Raw genomic sequence first — 18,647 nt, forward strand, 5'->3', positions numbered from 1 at the left:
GAAGTAATTTTGCAAGCATAATATTACTATATGGAAATAATTTCATACTATTTTTCTGATTTGTCTGAAACACAAATTAATCAATTTTCTAAACTTGAAGAATTATACAAGGAATGGAATGCTCAAATTAATGTGATTTCCAGAAAAGATATTGATGAATTATACATTCGTCATATATTACATTCATTAGGTATTGCAAAAGTGCAACCATTTAAACCAAAAACTTCTGTTTTAGATGTTGGTACTGGTGGAGGTTTTCCAGGAATTCCTTTAGCAATCCTATTTCCTGAAACTAATTTTTATTTGGTAGATTCTATTGGTAAAAAAATTAAAGTTGTAAATGAAGTTGCCAAAGCATTAGGATTAAAAAATGTGAAAGCTGAACATTTGAGAGCTGAAGCTGTAAAAGGCGAATTTGATTTTATTGTAAGTAGAGCAGTAACAAATATGGATGATTTTGTAAAATGGGTCAGAAAAAAAATTGCTAAAAAACAACACCACACGTTAAAAAATGGAATTTTATACTTAAAAGGAGGTGATTTAGCAGAGGAGTTAATAAATTTCCCTAATGCTACTCAATTTAATTTAACAGATTATTTTAAAGAAGATTTTTTCGAAACTAAAAAAGTGGTTCATATTCCTTTGAAAAAAAGATGATATGACAAATGTCACAAATCAATAAAATATTTTAAGGTAATTTTGTCTTCTATAAAATGCGTAAATTATGAGTAAAAATAAAGAGTGTTTAGTTTGTAAAAAATCATCAAATGAAACACCTGTAACGAAATTTTATTATCAAGAAAGTGAATTTTATATCTGTCCGCAACATATACCTGTATTAATTCACAACCCTCAGGAATTAGTAGGGTTGCTTCCAGATGCTGATAAACTAGAAAAAGGATAATAGAATATTTAAACATTAGTAAAAAAACTCGCCTTTTGGCGAGTTTTTTATTGTAATAATAACTATTTATTCTTCTAAAAAAGGATACCTATAATTTGTAGGAGTTACAAAAGTTTCTTTAATAGTGCGATTGCTTACCCAACGTAATAAATTCCAAACAGAGCCAGCTTTATCATTTGTTCCTGAACCTCTAGCACCACCAAATGGTTGTTGACCTACAACAGCTCCAGTTGGTTTGTCGTTAATGTAAAAGTTTCCAGCAGCATTTTCTAATTTATTGGTTGCAATATCAATCACATAACGGTCACCGCTAAAAATTGCTCCAGTTAACGCAAATTCACTTGTATTATTAACAACATCTAACATTTCTTCCCATTGTTCATCTTCATAAACAAAGATGGTCATAATTGGTCCAAATAATTCGTTTACCATTGTTTTGTACTGTGGGTTTGTAGTAACAATAATTGTTGGTTCTATAAAATACCCAACAGAATCATTATAACCACCTCCAACTATAATTTCAGCATCAGTATCTTGTTTTGCTTCTTCAATGTAACCAGATAATTTTTTAAAGGCTCTATTGTCAATTACAGCATTAATAAAGTTTGAAGTATCTTCAGGAGTTCCCATTTTAAACGATTTTACATCTTTAATTATGGTTGCTTTAATGTCTTTCCATAAGCTTTTTGGTAAATAAGCTCTTGAAGCAGCAGAACATTTTTGACCTTGGAATTCAAATGCACCTCTAGAGATTGCAGTTCCAACTTCTTGAGCGTTTGCTGAAGGATGTGCCCAAATAAAATCTTTTCCCCCAGTTTCTCCTACAATTCTAGGATATGATTTATAGGTGTCCATATTATTTCCAATGGTTTTCCAAAAACTTTTAAATACAGGTGTAGAACCCGTAAAGTGAACTCCTGTAAAATCAGGGCTTCCTAATAATACATCGGTTATCATTCCGGAATTTCCAGTTACCATATTAATAACGCCATCAGGTAAACCAGCTGCTTTAAATAATTCCATAATTACTTGTGCAGAATATACTTGAGATCTTGCAGGTTTCCAGATAACAACATTTCCCATCATTGCAGGAGCGGCAGGTAAATTACCTGCAATTGAAGTGAAGTTAAATGGTGTAATTGCGTAAACAAAACCTTCCAATGGACGGTATTCCATACGGTTCCAAATTCCTGGAGAAGATTGTGGTTGATTGTTGTAAATCTCAGTCATAAATTCTACGTTAAAACGAAAAAAGTCGATTAATTCACAAGAAGCATCAATTTCAGCTTGCATTACATTTTTAGATTGTGCAATCATAGTTGCTGCATTCATTTTATTTCGGAAAGGACCCGCTAATAAATCTGCTGCTTTTAAAAAAATTGCTGCTCTATGTTCCCAACTTGTTGCTGCCCATTTTACACGAGCTTCAGCAGCTTTTTCAACGGCTAATACAATATGTTCTTTGTCTGCAGTATGGTACTTTCCAACAACGTGTTTATGATCGTGTGGAGGATTAATATCTACAGTATTTCCAGTTCTATATTCTTTTCCGCCAATATAAAATGGAATATCAATTTGCTCATTGTACATTTTTTTGTACGTATCTAATAAAGCTTTACGTTCTGGAGTTCCCGGAGCGAATGAATTAACAGGCTCGTTAACTGCTTTTGGTACTTTGTAAAATCCTGAAGCCATTATGTTATTTTTTAAATGTTTTCTGTTTAAATTTGTGTTGCAAAGTTACAAAATAGGATTTACTTTTTTCGCAACAAACTAATACTCAATATTCAAATTTTAATAGCATGTGTACCGTTACTTTCCTCCCCTTAGAAAACAATAATTTTATTTTAACTTCCAGTAGGGATGAGCAGTCATTGAGGAAAACATTTACGCCAAAAAAATATAAAGAAAATGGCATTGAAATGTTATTTCCTAAGGATAAAATTGCTGGAGGAACTTGGGTTGGTACAAGTTCTAAAAATAGATTGATTTGCTTGCTAAATGGTGCATTTAAAAATCATATAAAAAAGAAAAAATATAAAAGAAGTAGAGGTGTTATTGCTAAAGAAATATTACAAACTTCCATAGTTAAAAAGTACATTAAAAATCTAAATTTAGAAGGAATTGAACCATTTACAATGGTAATTATTGATTGGAATGATGAGAAATTGAATTTGTATGAATTAATTTGGGATGAAACTAAAAAACACGTTACAAAGCTAGAAAATAAACCTAAAATATGGTCATCGTCTACATTGTATGAAAATGAAATGAAAGAAACACGTAAGTACTGGTTTAAAGATTGGATTGCTAATAATAAATTTAGTTCTTCAACTATTTTAAAATTTCATCATTCAGAAATTGGAGATAAAGAACAATCTATTTTAATGAAACGTTCTTATGTTGAAACAGTAAGTATTACTTCAGTAAAAAAAGAGAACAAAATTATTGAAATGCTGTATGAAGATGTGGTGCACAATAAAATAACTAAAACTAGCTTTAACCAATAACAAAAGTTAGTATAGAAACAATTATAAAACCAACGAAAGCTAAATTTCGTATTTAATTATGAATATTTGAAACCATTAGCTGAAATGTAGGGATATTTACTTTAAACGTTTTTGTAGTAGCAAAATTCACCATAGTATAAAAACCACTCATAGCACCAATTGGCGATGTTAAAAAACAGTTAGATTTATAAGTATGAATTTGCGATGGTTTTAAAATTGGCTTTTTGCCAATAACTCCAGATCCTTCAACTATTTCGGTACCATTTAATGAATCAAAAATTTTCCAATGTCTTGCCAAAAGTTGTACAGTTTCATTACTTTGGTTTTCAATACTAACTTGGTAACTAAAAGCATAATAAAGCCTATAATTTCGATAATTTATACCTTCGAAATTAGACGTTACTGAAATTTTTATACCATTTGTTACTTGTTGTACCATAGCAATTTATTGCTTGATTTTCTATCCAAAGGTAGTAATTTTTTGAATTTAAAAGTTAATTGTTAATTTTTTCAGAATTTCCAAAACCAACACCAATAACTTTAGTGTATCTACTGCCAAAGGGTTTGTGATAAACTATTACTGTGTAATCATTTTCGGTTTGATAAAAAGAGCCATTTATAGTTTTGTTATTAATTAAGCCGCTTTCTGTGAGTGTTACATATTGGTAATTGTAAAACCCTTGTTTTAATAATAATGTTGCTTCATATAGTCCAGTTTCATTATTATAATGAAGTTTATTTGTTTCGTTTAATTGCCAATTGTTGAAATTACCGTGAATATAAATATTTTCATTTTTTAAAATTTGATGACTTTTTAATGAAAAATGAACCCAACTATAATCTGCATCTGTATTACTGTTATTTCCATTTAAAGTTCTCACTATAAAATTCCCATTAACATCTGGAAATAGTGTATAAGGTAAATTTGCTCGTTCTTCATTGGTGTATAAATAGGTGTGGTACAATTCTCTACCTAATTCAACAGTAGCTATATTTAATGTTGAACTTCTAATATCTTTCGAATCGAAGTATAAAAACTCATTTCCAGCCCAAAAACTAGTTTCTTTATTGTATTTATACAAAAGTTGTTCGCCTCTGTAAAATTGTGGTTTTAAACTTGTAATTGCAGTTTGCCAGTTATTGTTTTGAAGTAAAATAGGTTTAATTTCTTCACTAGCATTATTAATTCTATAATTAGGATGATTAATTATAAATTCGACCGATTGTTTTGTGTTTATTGTTGAGATGTTTCTACTTTTATAAACAGCAACCCCAACAGTTACTTTTGGCTCATAAACTATAAAATGACGCTTAAAAATAACCTCTTCATCTTCATTTAAAACCGACAGCATGTAATTTCCTGAAATTTTAATTCTAGTGTTTTCATTTGGAATAGTTAATGTATAATTTGTATAAGGTTGCAATGTGTTAAACGAGTTTTCATAATCTCTAATTCTATCTTCAGCATAACCTTGAATAAATTCAGATTTAGAAATGTTAGAGATTCCCCAATCTATGTTGCAATACTCAATTTTATATGTATAATCTTGTTCATTGGCATTTAAATCATCAAAAGATAGATTTATTCTTTCTCCTAATTTTATAATAGGTGTATATAAATTTGAGGTGGCTGGTTTAAATACAATTGTTTTAATATAATCAGGTTCTGTATAGTTATTTTGAGAATAACTAGCTAAAAAAAATAGCACAAAATAAAGAGGTAAAAAATATTTTCTCAAGGGAATTAAATTTATATAGTTGTTGAATTAACAAAATTTATACCAAAAGGTATCAGTAAAAGTAATAAATCTAAAATTGACAGATGGTAATAATAATTGTTACATAAAAACATGATAAAAATCATAAATCCTAAGTTAGAAATTCTTATTTTTGCTCCGTTTTTAAAGACTATTAAATAAACTATAAATATGTCACAAGACATTCGAATTAAAAAAGGTTTAGATATTAAGCTAAAGGGTAACGCTGAAAAAATTACCGAAAATGCAATGTCGAGTAATGTTTTTACATTAAAGCCTGAAGATTTCCACAGTATTATCCCTAAATTATCAGTTAAAGTTGGTGTAAAGTTAAAAGCTGGAGAAGCAGTTTTTTATAATAAAACTAATGAAGATATGAAATTTCCTTCACCTGTTAGTGGAGAGGTGAAAGATATTATACGTGGTGAAAAAAGAAAAATATTAGCAATTCAAATCCAAGCTGATAGTGAACAACAATTTTTTGATTTTGGAGTAAAAGACCCAAAAATAATGAAAGCTAATGAGGTTAAAACCCATTTATTAGCAGCAGGTTGTTGGCCATTTATTATGCAAAGACCGTATGATGTAATTGCAAATCCGGAAAACGAACCAAAAGCAATTTTTATTTCTGCTTATGCAAGTGCTCCTTTAGCAGCTGATTACGATTATGTATTGGCAGGTAAAGAAAACGAGCTACAAGCCGCAGTTACTGCTTTAAGTAAATTAACTTCTGGTGAAGTTCACGTTTCTGTAGGGGAAAATTCAAATTCTTCATTGGCTAGTTTAAGTGATATTTCATTACATAAAGTTTCTGGCCCACATCCAATAGGAAATGTAGGGACTCAAATTGCACAAATAGATCCTATTAATAAAGGAGAGGTAGTTTGGACAGTTTCTCCGCAAGATTTAGTAATTATTGGTGAGTTATTATTAACTGGAAAATTTAATGCTGAACGAATAATTGCTTTAGCAGGATCTTCAGTTTCAACTCCAAAATATTATAAAACAAAAATTGGAGCATCTATATCTTCAATTGTTGAAGGAAAGCTGGCGAGAAATAATAACAGAGTTATTAGTGGGAATGTGTTAACAGGAAAAGCAGTAGATTCAAAAGGGAATCTAGATTACTATAGTAATATAGTAACAGTAATTCCCGAAGGAAATGATTATGAGTTTTTTGGTTGGACCATGCCAGTTTTTAAAAAAATATCAACAACAAGAGCATTAACTTTTTCTTGGTTATTCCCAAATAAAAAGTATGATTTAAACACAAATACAAATGGTGAACATAGAGCTTTTGTAGTTACAGGTGCTTATGAAGAAGTATTTCCTTTAGATATTTATCCAATGCAAATTTTAAAAGCTTGTATGTATAAAGATTTAGATGAAATGGAAAGTTTAGGAATGTATGAAGTTGCTCCTGAAGATTTTGCTTTGACTGAATTTATTTGTATTTCTAAACAACCACATCAAGAAATTATTAGAAAAGGCTTAGACTTAATGTTAAAAGAAATAGGATAAAATTATGGGGTTAAAAGAAAAATTACATAATATAAAAGAAAAAGGAAAAGGTAAAAAGTGGCTATCTGCTTATGCTGCTTTCCATACTTTCATGTACACACCAAATGACACAACACATTCAGGTGGTCACTTACGAGGTGCAGATGATTTAAAAAGATTAATGACGAACGTTTTAATACCACTAATTCCGATATTAATTTTTGCAATGTTTAATGTTGGATTTCAACAACATATTGCAATTAACGGTTATCAAGAAGGAATGTCATTTCTAAGTGGAGATTTTTGGACTTTTGATAACTTTTTAATTGGTGCCACTAAGTTAGTTCCACTATTAATTGTTTCGTATGTTGTTGGGTTAGGAATTGAGGTGATTTTTGCAACCATTAACAATCATGAAGTTGAAGAAGGTTATTTTGTTTCAGGAATGTTAGTTCCTTTAATTGTTCCTATTGATACTCCACTTTGGATGCTTGCTGTGGCAGTTGCTTTTGGAGTAGTGATTGGGAAAGAAGTTTTTGGAGGAACTGGTATGAATATATTAAATCCAGCATTAACTATAAGAGCTTTTTTATTTTTTGCATATCCAACTTGGATGAGCGGTGATAAAGTTTGGGTAACTGGTGCAGTTGAAAGAACTAATGAAATTGTTGCAGGTGCAAATTTGGATGCTATTTCAGGAGAAACTATTTTAGGAAGTTTAGCTCAAGGAAAAGAAATAGCTTATTCAGTTTCTGATATGTTTTTTGGTTTTATACCTGGTTCTGTAGGTGAAACCTCAACATTCTTAATATTGTTAGGTGGTTTATATTTAATATTTACCAAAGTTGGAAGTTGGAGAATAATGCTGTCTGCTGTTGTAGGTGCATTAGTAATGGGACTCATATTTAATGGTGTTATAAACGCTGGCTGGATACATGAAGGAAGTAAATTCTATAGTTTAATGAATACCGTGTTCTGGCATCACTTATTAATAGGAGGGTTAGCATTTGGTATAGTATTTATGGCAACAGATCCTGTAACAGCTTCACAAACTAATAAAGGGAAATGGATTTATGGATTTCTAATTGGATTTATCTCAATTATGATTCGTGTATTTAATCCTGCGTATCCAGAAGGTGTAATGTTGGCAATATTGTTAATGAATGTATTTGCACCTACTATAGACCATTATGTGGTTCAAGGAAATGTAAAAAGAAGATTAAAACGTTTAAAACCAAAAACAGTTTACAATGTCAAGGAATACAGAAAGTAACACATATACCGTACTGTTTGCAATAGCAATGGTACTTATTGTTGGGTCTTTATTAGCTTTTGTAGCCCAATCTTTAAAAGAAAAAATAGCTGAAAATAGACGTATAGAAAAACAACAAAATATTCTATACGCAATGGACGTTAATGAAAATGAAGAAACTAGTGTAGAATTTGTTTCTAAAGCAACTGTTGGTGAAAAATTCTCAAAATATATTATCAAACAATATGTAATAACAGGTACAGATGCTGTTGAAGATTCAAAAGCATATTTAATTGATATTAAAAAAGAGGCTGCTGCTGCAAAAGACGCAAACTATGTAAGAAGATTACCTTTATTTATTGGTAAAAAAGACAACAAGTTTTTCTATATAGTCCCAGTTCGAGGAAAAGGATTATGGGATGCAATTTGGGGATATGTAGCATTAGATAACCAATTAGTAGTTCAAGGTGTATTTTTTGACCATGCTGGTGAAACACCAGGTTTAGGGTCAAACATCAAAGAACGATTTTTTATGGATGATTTTGTTGGTGAACATATTTTAGATGGAGATACTTTTAAAGGAATTACAGTTGCAAAGGGAAATTCTGATCCTAAAAATATAAACAAAACAGATTTTGAAGTAGATGCGATTGCAGGAGCAACAATTACAGGAAATGGTTTAACAGCAATGTTAAAAAAAGACTTGCAAATGTATTTACCATATTTAAAAACTTTAAAGAAATAATTTATGGGACTTCTATCAAAAAAAGACGCTAAATTAATAACAGATCCTTTAGCCGATAATAATCCTATTACAATTCAAGTATTAGGTATTTGTTCTGCTTTAGCAATTACGGCCGAATTAAAAGCTTCAATAGTAATGGCTATTTCAGTTATGTTTGTATTAGCAATGGGTAACGTGGTTATTTCACTATTAAGAAACATTATACCATCAAAAATTAGAATTATTGTTCAGCTAATAATAGCTGCAGCCTTGGTAATTATTGTTGATCAAGTATTAAAAGCATATGCGTATGAATTATCTAAACAATTATCTGTATTTGTTGGTTTAATTATTACAAACTGTATTATTATGGGGCGTTTTGAAGCTTTTGCTTTAGCAAACGGACCATGGAGATCATTTTTAGATGGTATTGGAAACTCAGCAGGTTATGGAATTATATTAATTATAGTTGCATTCTTTAGAGAATTGTTAGGTTCAGGATCTTTACTTGGGTATAAAGTTTTGGGAGATTCAGTTGAGAAAACAGGGGTGTATGCTTATGGATATGAAAACAATGGTTTTATGTTGTTAGCACCTATGGCATTAATAACTGTGGGTTTAATAATATGGGTACAACGCTCAAGAAATACATCATTAATAGAAGATTAAAAATAGGATTGAGATGTTTTTAAAAAAAAACTTAAATATTAACAACTCAATATTCAATACTATAAAAAATGGAACATATAGAATTATTTTTTAAGTCAATATTTATAGATAATATGGTATTTGCAACATTCTTAGGAATGTGTTCGTACTTAGCAGTATCTAAAAAAGTATCAACAGCAGTTGGATTGGGAGCAGCTGTAATATTTGTAATGGCAATTACAGTCCCTTTAAACTGGTTGTTAGATACTTATATTTTAAAAGATGGTGCATTAGCTTGGCTAGGCCCAGAATATGCAGTATATGATTTAAGTTTTTTATCTTTTATCATGTTTATTGCAACTATTGCAACCATGGTACAATTAGTTGAAATTATTGTAGAGAAATTTTCTCCAGGACTATATAATTCATTAGGTATATTTTTACCACTTATTGCCGTAAACTGTGCAATTTTAGGAGGTTCATTATTTATGCAATCTCGTGAAATCCAATCATTAGGATTGGCCTTTAATTATGGAATTAGTTCAGGAATTGGCTGGTTTTTAGCAATTTTAGCCATTGCAGCAATCCGAGAAAAAATTAGATATTCAAATGTTCCTGCCCCGCTTAGAGGTCTAGGAATTACCTTTATTATTACAGGTTTAATGGCAATTGGATTTATGAGTTTTGGTGGAATGCTTACAGGAGGTGATGAAAAAGAAACTGAAGAAAAAACAGTACAAGTTAAAGTTATAAAAGAACCAATAGATTTAGCCAATAACGAAAAAGAAATACAAGAATAATGATGATATTAGCAGCAAGTACAATAGGAACCATAGTGGCAACAGTAGCTGCCTTTTTACTGTTAACATTGTTATTAGTAGCTTTGTTATTATTTGTTAAGCAAAAACTATCGCCATCTGGCCCAGTAAAGATTAAAATTAATGGGGAACGCACCATTGAAGTTCCTTCAGGAAGTTCATTATTAACAACTTTAGGAAATGCTAAAATATTTTTACCTTCAGCTTGTGGAGGTGGTGGAACCTGTATTCAATGTGAATGTCATGTGCATTCTGGTGGAGGTGAAGCATTACCTACTGAAACACCTCATTTTACACGTAAAGAATTAAAAGATGGCATTCGTTTAGCTTGTCAGGTTAAAGTAAAACAGGATATGGATATTTCTATTCCTGAAGAAGTTTTTGGAATTAAAAAATGGGAAGGAACTGTAGTTCGTAATTATAATGTAGCATCTTTTATTAAAGAATTTGTTGTTGAAATTCCTGAAGATATGGGCTATAAAGCCGGTGGATATATTCAAATTGAAATACCAGCTTGTGAAATTGATTTCAAGAATATGGATATTACTGCACATCCTGAAGAGCACGAAACTCCTGATAAATTCCAAATGGAATGGGACAAGTTTGGTTTATGGGATCTTAAAATGTCTAATAAAGAACAAGTTGAACGTGCATATTCTATGGCTTCTTACCCTGCTGAAGGAAGAGAAATTATGTTAAATGTACGTATTGCAACGCCACCCTGGGATAGAGCTAAAAATGGGTGGATGAATGTAAACCCAGGTATAGCGTCATCTTATATTTTCTCACGTAAAAAAGGTGATAAAGTTACAATATCAGGCCCTTATGGAGAATTCTTTATCAATGATTCTGATGCTGAAATGTTATATGTTGGTGGTGGTGCTGGTATGGCTCCAATGCGTTCACATTTATATCATTTATTCAATACCTTAAAAACTGGTAGAACTGTTACTTATTGGTATGGTGGACGTTCTAAACGTGAATTGTTCTATGCCGAGCATTTTTATAAATTAGAAAAAGAGTTCTCTAACTTTAGATTTTACTTAGTATTATCTGAACCAATGCCTGAAGATAATTGGGTAAATAAAAAAGATTATCTAGATACAGAAGGTGATGGATTTACAGGATTTGTACATCAAGCAGTAATTGATGAATACTTAACGAAACATGAAGCTCCTGAAGATTTAGAATTATATTTTTGTGGACCACCATTAATGAACAATGCTGTTCAAAAAATGGGTGAAGATTTTGGATTATCTGATGAAAATATTAGATTTGATGACTTTGGTGGTTAATTAGAAGACATTAAATAATTAACAATATAAAATCCGATACCCTTTGTGTCGGATTTTTTTTGAATATCGTTTAAATGAATAGAGAACTTACAAAACAAGAATTACACAATCTAGCTATGAACATAGTTGGAAAAGACTTAGAAGCTAAAGGTTATGAATTTATAGCTATAAATAGTCAATTAAAAAAACAGCCACAATTTGTATGTATTAACAAGAAAAGTCAACGTTTTTTTGTGATTGTAAAAGCCGTAGAAATTTCTGAAACCCCAATAATATATGATGTAGTTTGGATGGAAACCTTTAAAAATCATGCTCGTAAAAACAATGCTAAAGTAATTTTTGCAGGAATAGGATTAGGTGCAAGTCATGATAAAACAAAGGCCCCATTCTTGCACGATGAATATTTATTACAATATGATGGCTTACAATTATTAGATGTAGAATTAAACTAAAAAACCACGCATTTGCGTGGTTTTTTAGTTTAATAACTTTATAATTAGCTATTCAACTTTATTTTCTAATAAATCAAAGAATTGCTCTAGTTTTGGCATTAAAACAATTCGAGTTCTTCTATTACGAGCTCTACCTTCAACAGTGTCATTACTTTCTAAAGGCATATATTCACTTCTACCTGCAGCAACTAAACGGCTAGGTTTAATATTGAAATCATTTTGTAAAACTCTAATAACTGCTGTAGAACGTTTTACACTTAAATCCCAATTATCTTTAATACTAGCATTACTAATAACCTTTTTGTTGTCAGTATAACCTTCAACCATAACTTCTAAATTTGGTTGTGCACCAATAACTTCAGCTACTTTACCTAACACACTTTTAGCATCATTTGAAATAGTTGCACTTCCACTTTTAAATAATAACTTATCAGCAATTGAAATGTAAACAACTGTTTTTTCAACATTTATTTGAATATCATCATCATGTAAACCATCTTTTAAAACTTTTTTTAATTTAAATCCTAAAGCCAAGTTAATTGAATCTTTTCGGGTAATTGCCTTTTGAATATATGTAATATACTCATCTTTTTTCCCCATTTGAGCTAATGTTTCTTTAATATTATCGGAAGCGGATTTAGATAATACAGTCAAATTATCAACATATTCTAATGTTTTTTCTTTGTCTTTTCTTAAATCAACTACTTGTTGCTCAAGTGAAGATATTTTACTTTCATTCTCAATTCTACATTTCATCAAATTAGCTTTAGTATCAACTAATTCCTGATTTTTTTTATTGAAATTTCCTTCTAGTTCAGTATATTTTTTTTGTGATACACAAGAACTTAATAACACTGATGTTACAATAATTAACCCAAATATTTTTTTCATAATTTAAAATAATTTAATACGAAACAAAGTTAGAAAAAAGAAGTTTAGAATTTTATTTATTTAAAAAATTTATGAAGAATTTATGAAACTTTAAAATGATATCTTTACACAAGCTAATTTTAATAAGAAAAGAGGATGAGAAATTTGTTATTTTTAATTGTATTATTTCTATTTATTTCTTGTAATGAATCCGAAAATAAGTTAAAAATTTTAAAAGGAAATGCCATCGGAACTACATTTTCTATTCGATATTTATCAGAAAGTAATTTAACTTTTGAAGTTAAAATTGATAGCCTAATTCAAGCTATCAATAAATCAGTATCTACTTATATTCCTACTTCAGATATTTCTAAAATAAATAAAGGAGATACAACAGTTATTGTAGATCATTTTTTTAAAGAAGTATTTTTAAAATCAGAAAAGATTTACAAAGAAACAAATGGTGAATTTGATCCAACTGTGGGAATTTTAGTGAATGCTTGGGGATTTGGGCCAGAAAAACCTATTAAAAATTTAGATGCTACTAAAATTAAAGACCTATTAACTTTTGTTGGATTTAATAAAGTGAAACTTAACAATAACAACATTTCTAAATTATACCCTGAGATTTATTTTGATTTTAATGCCATTGCTAAAGGTTATTTAGTAGATGTTGTTGGGAGGTTATTTGAACAATATGGAATTGAAAACTATATGATTGAAATTGGTGGTGAAATTAGAGCAAGAGGTGTAAATCAACATGAAGAATTTTGGAGAATAGCTATTGAAAACCCAAATGAGAATGGTACGCGATCTTTTGCAATTACTATTCAATTACATAATGAATCTATGGCAACATCAGGAAATTACCGTAAATATAGAACTGATGATGATGGCAATAAATATGTACACACAATAAATGCTAAAACAGGTTACGCTACAGAAAGTAATTTATTAAGTGCATCAGTAATTTCAAAATCTGGTTGTGCAGATGCAGATGGATATGCCACAGCATTTATGGCAATGGGTTTAGAGAAATCTAAAGAATTTTTAAAAAATCACACCGAATTAAAGGTATTTTTAATCTATGCAAATGAAAAAGGAGAAATGCAAACGTACAAATCGGCTAGTTTCAACAATTAAGTTATTTGAAGCAAACAGGCAAAATTTCACCTTTTACTAAACAGTATTTTTTAACCATCTCATTAGTAAGTTTTTTAGAATAATCTATTTCATTGACTGTAAAACCAACTTTCCTTAGGCGGTTAAAATAATCTCTACCATAAATACGTACGTGATCATACTGTCCAAAATGCTTGGCACGTTCCTCAGGTAAAGTTATCGTAAAATCTTCATAAGTTTTTTCTCTATCTAATTCTTGTGGAATTTGAAAAATTCCCATTCCGTTAGGTTTTAATACCCTAAATAATTCACTCATAGCTTTTTTGTCATCTTCAATATGTTCTAAAACATGATTGCATAAAACAACATCATAGGTGTTGTTTTCAAAAGGCAAGTTGCAAATATCAGCTTTAACATCTGCAATTGGGGAATGTAAATCAGCTGTGGTATAGTCCAAATTTTCTTGCTGTTTAAAGAGTTTTAAAAAGCATTGTTCTGGTGCAATATGAAGTACTTTTTTAGGTGTTGTAAAAAAATCGGTTTCATTTTTTAAGTACAACCAAAGTAGTCTGTGGCGTTCTAATGAAAGTGTACTTGGAGATAAGGCATTTGGACGTTGTGAGCCATAACCATAAGGTAAAAAACTGCTAAAACTTTTTCCATCAATGGGGTCTGTATAAGTACTTCCTTTTAAAATGAATGAAATTAAAGGGCGTACCCAAAAGCTAACCTTAATAAGTATTGGTCTTGGAATTGTATTTAGTATAAATTTAAAGAGTCTTTTCAAGAGTTAAGTTTTAATAATCAAATTTCAAATCTTCTCTTGTAGGACAAAACGTATCAGTTAATTTACAAGTTGTTAAAGCTTTGCCGCTATGTTTTACTTCGGAAGGAATATAAACAATCATGCCAGGTTTTAGAATTATTTTCTTATCTCCAATGGTCATTTCAAGCAGCCCTTCAATTATTTGAGTTGTTTGTTCGTGGATATGAGAATGTTTAGGTAAAATAGCATTTTCTTCAATTTCCCAAAAAGCAATAGTTGAACTATTGGTATGAAAAAACCTTCCTTTAAAGCCTTTCATGACTTCTTTTTGTTCAATTTTTGAAATTTCTTTAAACATGGTTCTTTAAAATTTAAACTTATTGTTTAAACTCATCTTCTTCCTTACTTTCAATTCCTAATGCTTTATAAACGTATTTAAATGTAGAAAGTAATTCAGGTTTACCATTTATTATAGCAATATCATGCTCAAAATGAGCACTTGGCTTCCCATCTTTGGTTAAAATAGTCCAACCATCATTTAACTGATTAATTTGATGAGTTCCCATATTTACCATTGGCTCTATGGCAACTACCATTCCTTCAATAAATTTTTTACCTCTACCACGTCGACCATAATTAGGCATTTCTGGATCTTCATGCATTACACTTCCTAATCCATGACCAACTAATTCTCTCACAATACCATACCCGTGTTTTTCACAATAATTTTGAATAGCAAAACCAACATCGCCAACTCTATTTCCAATTTTAAATTCTCTTATTCCAGCATATAAACTTTCTTTGGTAATTTGTAGTAGTTTTTTAGTTTCTTCAGCAACATTTCCAACCTCAAAAGTATAAGCGTGATCACCATAAAATCCATTTTTTAAAGCACCACAGTCAATAGAAATAATATCCCCATCTTTTAATGGTTTACGATTAGGAATTCCATGAACAATTTGAGCATTTGGACTCATACATAAGGTGTTTGGGAAATCGTATAAACCTAAAAATCCTGGTATTGCGCCTTGTTCTCGTATAAAATCTTCTGCTAATTTATCTAAATATAAGGTGCTTACTCCAGGTTTTACTTCTTTAGCAAGCATTCCTAAAGTTTTAGATACAATTAATGCACTCTCTCTCATTAACTCTATTTCTTCACTAGTTTTAATTATAATCATTCAAGTATAAAATTTGTTTTGCAAAGGTACTTTAAAATAAATAATTTCTAAGCTTAGAATTCTTACAGTTTCATAAGGAAATAACAAATTTTAAAATATGACTTTTGACAGTGTTTTTGGTTGAAATCATTCGTATTTTCGCAAAATAATTTTAATAAGGAATGATGTACAAAGCAGTAACTGCTGAAGAAGCAGTAAAAGTTGTAAAATCAAACGATAGAGTTTATATTCAAGCGGCTGCATCTGCACCCCAATCTTTAATAAATGCTTTAACGGAACGACATGAAGAGTTAAGAAATGTTGAAATTTGCCACTTACACATAGAAGGAAAAACACCTTATGCAAATCCTATTTATAAGGATAGTTTTCATGTGAACTCCTTATTTATTGGGCCGAATGTTCGACATACATTAAAAGCAGGAAACGGTTCTTATACACCTGTGTTTTTAAGTGAAGTTCCTATGTTATTTAAAAGAGGAATTTTACCTGTTGATGTTGCTTTAATTCAGGTTTCAACACCTGATAAGCATGGATATTGTTCATTAGGAGTTTCCATTGAAGCAATTTTATCGGTTATTGAAAATGCAAAACATGTAATTGCTTTAATTAATAAACAGATGCCGAGAGTACTTGGAGAAGGAATTATTCATATTTCTGAATTGGATACTTTTGTAGAAGAAGATTCACCTATTCACGAATTTATTTTACCTGAACCTAATAAAATTGAAAGTAAAATTGGAGATCATATTGCAAACTTAATTGAAGATAGAAGTACGTTACAAATGGGAATTGGAAATATACCTAATGCGGTATTATCTAGATTAGGAAATCATAAAGATTTAGGATTGCATACTGAAATGTTTTCAGATGGAGTAATTGATTTAATTTTAAAAGATGTTATAAATTGTAATTATAAAGGAATTGGAAAGGGAAGAGCTTTAACTACTTTTTTAATGGGTTCAAAAAGATTATACGATTATGTAGATGATAATCCATTTATTGAAATGCGCTCATGTGATTATGTAAATGACGTACATAATATTAGAAAAAATCCAAAAATGGTAGCCATTAATTCAGCCATTCAAGTTGATATGACAGGGCAGGTTTGTGCAGATTCTATTGGAACCAGATTGTATTCGGGTGTTGGTGGGCAAATGGATTTTATTAGAGGAGCTTCTTTAAGTGAAGGTGGAAAAGCAATTATTGCAATGCCTTCAACAACTAAAAATGGAATTAGTAGAATTGTACCGTTTTTAAACAGAGGAGCAGGTGTGGTAACGACTAGAGCCCACGTACAATATATTGTTACCGAATATGGAGTAGCCAATTTGTATGGAAAAACTATAAAACAACGAGCTAATGAATTAGTGAAAATTGCGCATCCAGATCATAGAGAACAAATTGATAGAGGATTTTTTGAAGAAATGTGTTAACAAATTTTTAAAAAGCCGATATTTATAAATATCGGCTTTTTTGTTAAAAATAGGATTATAATTTAATCTTCATAAGAATGTTTATAAGGTTCTCCACTAACAATTTTTAACATATCAGCTTCAACAGTTTCTCTTGGATATTCAACAAAACGTCCTATTTCTTTTCCTTTTTTATAAAAAATAAAAGTAGGTACTCTTTCAATATTAAAACCTTCTTGTAAATTATTTGGAGTTGCTTTACTTCTGTTAACAGTAATTAACTCTAGATTATTGTAATTAAAATCAGCAGCATCTAAAATTTTATAAAAGGCAGGTGTTTGTTCTTTACTATCTCCGCACCAAGTACCCATAAAAGCTTTTATAGTTACTTTTTTTAATAGTGGTTTAAGTTTTTTAATAGTTGCTTCATCTGTAATATACTCATTATAATTGGGAGTAAACCAATTATTATAAGGTTCCTGAAGGAAATTTTCTTTATGGGCAATTCCAACTAAATTTCCAGTTGAATCTTTAACTGCTGTTGCTTCTTTCTTTTGAGCTGTGCAGCCTAAAGTTGCTATTAAAATAAGACTAAAAAATATTTTTTTCATGCGATTCAATTAAATTTCAATAAAAGTACAAAATTAAATTAAAGAATGTTGTGACATAACTTTAGGTTGAGGAATTCCCATTAATTTTAAAATTGTTGGAGCAACATCTCCTAAAATTCCATCTTTAATAGATTTTAATTCTTTATCAACTAAAATAAGTGGAACAGGATTTGTTGTGTGTGCTGTATGAGGAGTTCCATCAGGGTTTATCATGGTTTCACAGTTACCGTGATCTGCAATTATAATTGTTGTATACTCATTTTGTAAAGCTGAGTTCACTACATCTTTAACACATTTATCAACTGCTTCACAAGCTTTTATTGCTGCTTCCATAACACCAGTATGCCCAACCATATCACCATTTGCGAAGTTTAAACAAACAAAGTCAACTTCTTTTTTATTTAATTCAGGAATAATAGCATCTCTAATTTCATAAGCATTCATTTCAGGTTGCATATCATAAGTTGCAACTTTAGGTGAATTTAACAAAATTCGTTTTTCGCCTTTAAATTCTTGTTCTCTTCCACCAGAAAAGAAAAATGTAACGTGTGGATATTTTTCAGTTTCTGCTATTCTAATTTGTTTTTTCCCTGACTTTTCTAATACCTCACCAAGCGTTTCTTCTAAATTATCTGAATTATAAATTACGTTGATATTTTTAAAAGTTTCATCGTAATTCGTCATTGTATTGTAATGAAGAGGTAATGCTTTCATATCAAATTCAGGGAAATCTTTTTGCGAAAGTACTTCTGTTAATTCACGACCTCTATCTGTTCTATAATTGAAGAAAATAATAACATCATCAGCTTTAATTTGCGCTTTTGG

General features: G+C 30.1%; 21 protein-coding genes. 12 read left to right on the top strand and 9 right to left on the bottom strand.

The window, feature by feature from the left end; translation table 11 throughout:
* The first annotated feature begins 30 nt into the window (after window positions 1-30).
* Window positions 31-657, top strand: coding sequence for a 16S rRNA (guanine(527)-N(7))-methyltransferase RsmG (rsmG, locus tag QM495_RS04310; protein ID WP_408670879.1), 627 nt, complete (start codon window positions 31-33; stop codon window positions 655-657).
* 67 nt (window positions 658-724) lie between these two features.
* Complete coding sequence (locus tag QM495_RS04315; protein ID WP_408670880.1) at window positions 725-904, top strand: hypothetical protein; 180 nt, start codon at window positions 725-727, stop codon at window positions 902-904.
* A 66-nt stretch (window positions 905-970) separates the two neighbouring features.
* On the opposite strand, the gene pruA is transcribed toward QM495_RS04315, so the two are convergent.
* Complete coding sequence (gene pruA, locus QM495_RS04320) at window positions 971-2,599, bottom strand: L-glutamate gamma-semialdehyde dehydrogenase (RefSeq protein ID WP_408670881.1); 1,629 nt, start codon at window positions 2,597-2,599, stop codon at window positions 971-973.
* Window positions 2,600-2,706: 107 nt separating this feature from the next.
* Here pruA and QM495_RS04325 point away from each other — a divergent pair, with 107 nt between their 5' ends.
* Complete coding sequence (locus tag QM495_RS04325) at window positions 2,707-3,414, top strand: NRDE family protein (RefSeq protein WP_408670882.1); 708 nt, start codon at window positions 2,707-2,709, stop codon at window positions 3,412-3,414.
* A 52-nt stretch (window positions 3,415-3,466) separates the two neighbouring features.
* On the opposite strand, the gene apaG is transcribed toward QM495_RS04325, so the two are convergent.
* Both apaG and QM495_RS04335 read right to left on the bottom strand, forming a co-directional pair.
* Window positions 3,467-3,853 (bottom strand): Co2+/Mg2+ efflux protein ApaG, encoded by a 387-nt coding sequence (apaG, locus tag QM495_RS04330; RefSeq protein ID WP_408670883.1) that lies wholly within the window; start codon window positions 3,851-3,853, stop codon window positions 3,467-3,469.
* A 55-nt stretch (window positions 3,854-3,908) separates the two neighbouring features.
* Window positions 3,909-5,153: a DUF5103 domain-containing protein gene (locus QM495_RS04335; protein WP_408670884.1), complete on the bottom strand. Its 1,245-nt coding sequence runs from the start codon at window positions 5,151-5,153 to the stop codon at window positions 3,909-3,911.
* A 189-nt stretch (window positions 5,154-5,342) separates the two neighbouring features.
* Between QM495_RS04335 and QM495_RS04340 the strand changes: the two genes are divergently transcribed.
* The 7 genes from QM495_RS04340 to QM495_RS04370 all read left to right on the top strand — a co-directional run bounded on the left by QM495_RS04340 (window position 5,343) and on the right by QM495_RS04370 (window position 11,860).
* On the top strand, window positions 5,343-6,692 hold the full coding sequence (locus QM495_RS04340; RefSeq protein ID WP_408670885.1) for a Na(+)-translocating NADH-quinone reductase subunit A: 1,350 nt from the start codon (window positions 5,343-5,345) through the stop codon (window positions 6,690-6,692).
* A 4-nt stretch (window positions 6,693-6,696) separates the two neighbouring features.
* Complete coding sequence (locus QM495_RS04345; RefSeq protein ID WP_408670886.1) at window positions 6,697-7,944, top strand: NADH:ubiquinone reductase (Na(+)-transporting) subunit B; 1,248 nt, start codon at window positions 6,697-6,699, stop codon at window positions 7,942-7,944.
* On the top strand, window positions 7,922-8,668 hold the full coding sequence (locus QM495_RS04350) for a Na(+)-translocating NADH-quinone reductase subunit C (RefSeq protein ID WP_408670887.1): 747 nt from the start codon (window positions 7,922-7,924) through the stop codon (window positions 8,666-8,668). The genes QM495_RS04345 and QM495_RS04350 overlap by 23 nt, the downstream gene beginning before the upstream one ends.
* A 3-nt stretch (window positions 8,669-8,671) precedes the next feature.
* The gene (locus QM495_RS04355) at window positions 8,672-9,316 is read left to right on the top strand and encodes an NADH:ubiquinone reductase (Na(+)-transporting) subunit D (protein ID WP_408670888.1); all 645 of its coding nucleotides are present in this window, start codon (window positions 8,672-8,674) and stop codon (window positions 9,314-9,316) included.
* 68 nt (window positions 9,317-9,384) lie between these two features.
* The gene (gene nqrE, locus QM495_RS04360) at window positions 9,385-10,095 is read left to right on the top strand and encodes an NADH:ubiquinone reductase (Na(+)-transporting) subunit E (protein WP_408670889.1); all 711 of its coding nucleotides are present in this window, start codon (window positions 9,385-9,387) and stop codon (window positions 10,093-10,095) included.
* A 2-nt stretch (window positions 10,096-10,097) separates the two neighbouring features.
* The gene (nqrF, locus tag QM495_RS04365; RefSeq protein WP_408670898.1) at window positions 10,098-11,408 is read left to right on the top strand and encodes an NADH:ubiquinone reductase (Na(+)-transporting) subunit F; all 1,311 of its coding nucleotides are present in this window, start codon (window positions 10,098-10,100) and stop codon (window positions 11,406-11,408) included.
* A gap of 74 nt (window positions 11,409-11,482) precedes the next feature.
* Window positions 11,483-11,860 carry a Na(+)-translocating NADH-quinone reductase subunit F gene (locus QM495_RS04370; RefSeq protein ID WP_408670890.1) on the top strand — a complete coding sequence of 126 codons (378 nt, stop codon included), beginning with the start codon at window positions 11,483-11,485 and terminating at the stop codon, window positions 11,858-11,860.
* 48 nt (window positions 11,861-11,908) lie between these two features.
* Here QM495_RS04370 and QM495_RS04375 read toward each other — a convergent pair whose 3' ends face one another.
* On the bottom strand, window positions 11,909-12,751 hold the full coding sequence (locus QM495_RS04375) for a flagellar motor protein MotB (RefSeq protein WP_408670891.1): 843 nt from the start codon (window positions 12,749-12,751) through the stop codon (window positions 11,909-11,911).
* A 135-nt stretch (window positions 12,752-12,886) separates the two neighbouring features.
* Between QM495_RS04375 and QM495_RS04380 the strand changes: the two genes are divergently transcribed.
* Window positions 12,887-13,873: an FAD:protein FMN transferase gene (locus QM495_RS04380; RefSeq protein ID WP_408670892.1), complete on the top strand. Its 987-nt coding sequence runs from the start codon at window positions 12,887-12,889 to the stop codon at window positions 13,871-13,873.
* A gap of 1 nt (window position 13,874) precedes the next feature.
* On the opposite strand, the gene QM495_RS04385 is transcribed toward QM495_RS04380, so the two are convergent.
* The 3 genes from QM495_RS04385 to map are packed head-to-tail and all read right to left on the bottom strand — an operon-like array spanning window position 13,875 to window position 15,799.
* Window positions 13,875-14,639: a class I SAM-dependent methyltransferase gene (locus tag QM495_RS04385; protein ID WP_408670893.1), complete on the bottom strand. Its 765-nt coding sequence runs from the start codon at window positions 14,637-14,639 to the stop codon at window positions 13,875-13,877.
* A 10-nt stretch (window positions 14,640-14,649) separates the two neighbouring features.
* Complete coding sequence (locus tag QM495_RS04390; protein WP_408670894.1) at window positions 14,650-14,976, bottom strand: cupin domain-containing protein; 327 nt, start codon at window positions 14,974-14,976, stop codon at window positions 14,650-14,652.
* A 19-nt stretch (window positions 14,977-14,995) separates the two neighbouring features.
* On the bottom strand, window positions 14,996-15,799 hold the full coding sequence (map, locus tag QM495_RS04395) for a type I methionyl aminopeptidase (RefSeq protein WP_408670895.1): 804 nt from the start codon (window positions 15,797-15,799) through the stop codon (window positions 14,996-14,998).
* 164 nt (window positions 15,800-15,963) lie between these two features.
* On the opposite strand from map, the gene QM495_RS04400 reads away from it, so the two are divergent.
* Window positions 15,964-17,232 carry an acetyl-CoA hydrolase/transferase family protein gene (locus QM495_RS04400; protein ID WP_408670899.1) on the top strand — a complete coding sequence of 423 codons (1,269 nt, stop codon included), beginning with the start codon at window positions 15,964-15,966 and terminating at the stop codon, window positions 17,230-17,232.
* Between the two features lie 62 nt (window positions 17,233-17,294).
* Here QM495_RS04400 and QM495_RS04405 read toward each other — a convergent pair whose 3' ends face one another.
* On the bottom strand, window positions 17,295-17,822 hold the full coding sequence (locus tag QM495_RS04405; RefSeq protein ID WP_408670896.1) for a thioredoxin family protein: 528 nt from the start codon (window positions 17,820-17,822) through the stop codon (window positions 17,295-17,297).
* A 33-nt stretch (window positions 17,823-17,855) separates the two neighbouring features.
* Window positions 17,856-18,647: 2,3-bisphosphoglycerate-independent phosphoglycerate mutase (gene gpmI, locus QM495_RS04410; RefSeq protein WP_408670897.1), on the bottom strand; the 792-nt coding region annotated here is incomplete at its 5' end.

It is taken from the genome of Lutibacter sp. (genome assembly GCF_046055765.1).
Classification (GTDB): domain Bacteria; phylum Bacteroidota; class Bacteroidia; order Flavobacteriales; family Flavobacteriaceae; genus Lutibacter.

Coding starts and splice junctions, on each gene's coding strand:
- rsmG (WP_408670879.1), top strand. CDS start 31: ATGGAAATAATTTCATACTATTTTTCTGATTTGTCTGAAACACAAATT.
- QM495_RS04315 (WP_408670880.1), top strand. CDS start 725: ATGAGTAAAAATAAAGAGTGTTTAGTTTGTAAAAAATCATCAAATGAA.
- pruA (WP_408670881.1), bottom strand. CDS start 2,599: ATGGCTTCAGGATTTTACAAAGTACCAAAAGCAGTTAACGAGCCTGTT.
- QM495_RS04325 (WP_408670882.1), top strand. CDS start 2,707: ATGTGTACCGTTACTTTCCTCCCCTTAGAAAACAATAATTTTATTTTA.
- apaG (WP_408670883.1), bottom strand. CDS start 3,853: ATGGTACAACAAGTAACAAATGGTATAAAAATTTCAGTAACGTCTAAT.
- QM495_RS04340 (WP_408670885.1), top strand. CDS start 5,343: ATGTCACAAGACATTCGAATTAAAAAAGGTTTAGATATTAAGCTAAAG.
- QM495_RS04345 (WP_408670886.1), top strand. CDS start 6,697: ATGGGGTTAAAAGAAAAATTACATAATATAAAAGAAAAAGGAAAAGGT.
- QM495_RS04350 (WP_408670887.1), top strand. CDS start 7,922: ATGTCAAGGAATACAGAAAGTAACACATATACCGTACTGTTTGCAATA.
- QM495_RS04355 (WP_408670888.1), top strand. CDS start 8,672: ATGGGACTTCTATCAAAAAAAGACGCTAAATTAATAACAGATCCTTTA.
- nqrE (WP_408670889.1), top strand. CDS start 9,385: ATGGAACATATAGAATTATTTTTTAAGTCAATATTTATAGATAATATG.
- nqrF (WP_408670898.1), top strand. CDS start 10,098: ATGATATTAGCAGCAAGTACAATAGGAACCATAGTGGCAACAGTAGCT.
- QM495_RS04370 (WP_408670890.1), top strand. CDS start 11,483: ATGAATAGAGAACTTACAAAACAAGAATTACACAATCTAGCTATGAAC.
- QM495_RS04375 (WP_408670891.1), bottom strand. CDS start 12,751: ATGAAAAAAATATTTGGGTTAATTATTGTAACATCAGTGTTATTAAGT.
- QM495_RS04380 (WP_408670892.1), top strand. CDS start 12,887: ATGAGAAATTTGTTATTTTTAATTGTATTATTTCTATTTATTTCTTGT.
- QM495_RS04390 (WP_408670894.1), bottom strand. CDS start 14,976: ATGTTTAAAGAAATTTCAAAAATTGAACAAAAAGAAGTCATGAAAGGC.
- map (WP_408670895.1), bottom strand. CDS start 15,799: ATGATTATAATTAAAACTAGTGAAGAAATAGAGTTAATGAGAGAGAGT.
- QM495_RS04400 (WP_408670899.1), top strand. CDS start 15,964: ATGTACAAAGCAGTAACTGCTGAAGAAGCAGTAAAAGTTGTAAAATCA.
- QM495_RS04405 (WP_408670896.1), bottom strand. CDS start 17,822: ATGAAAAAAATATTTTTTAGTCTTATTTTAATAGCAACTTTAGGCTGC.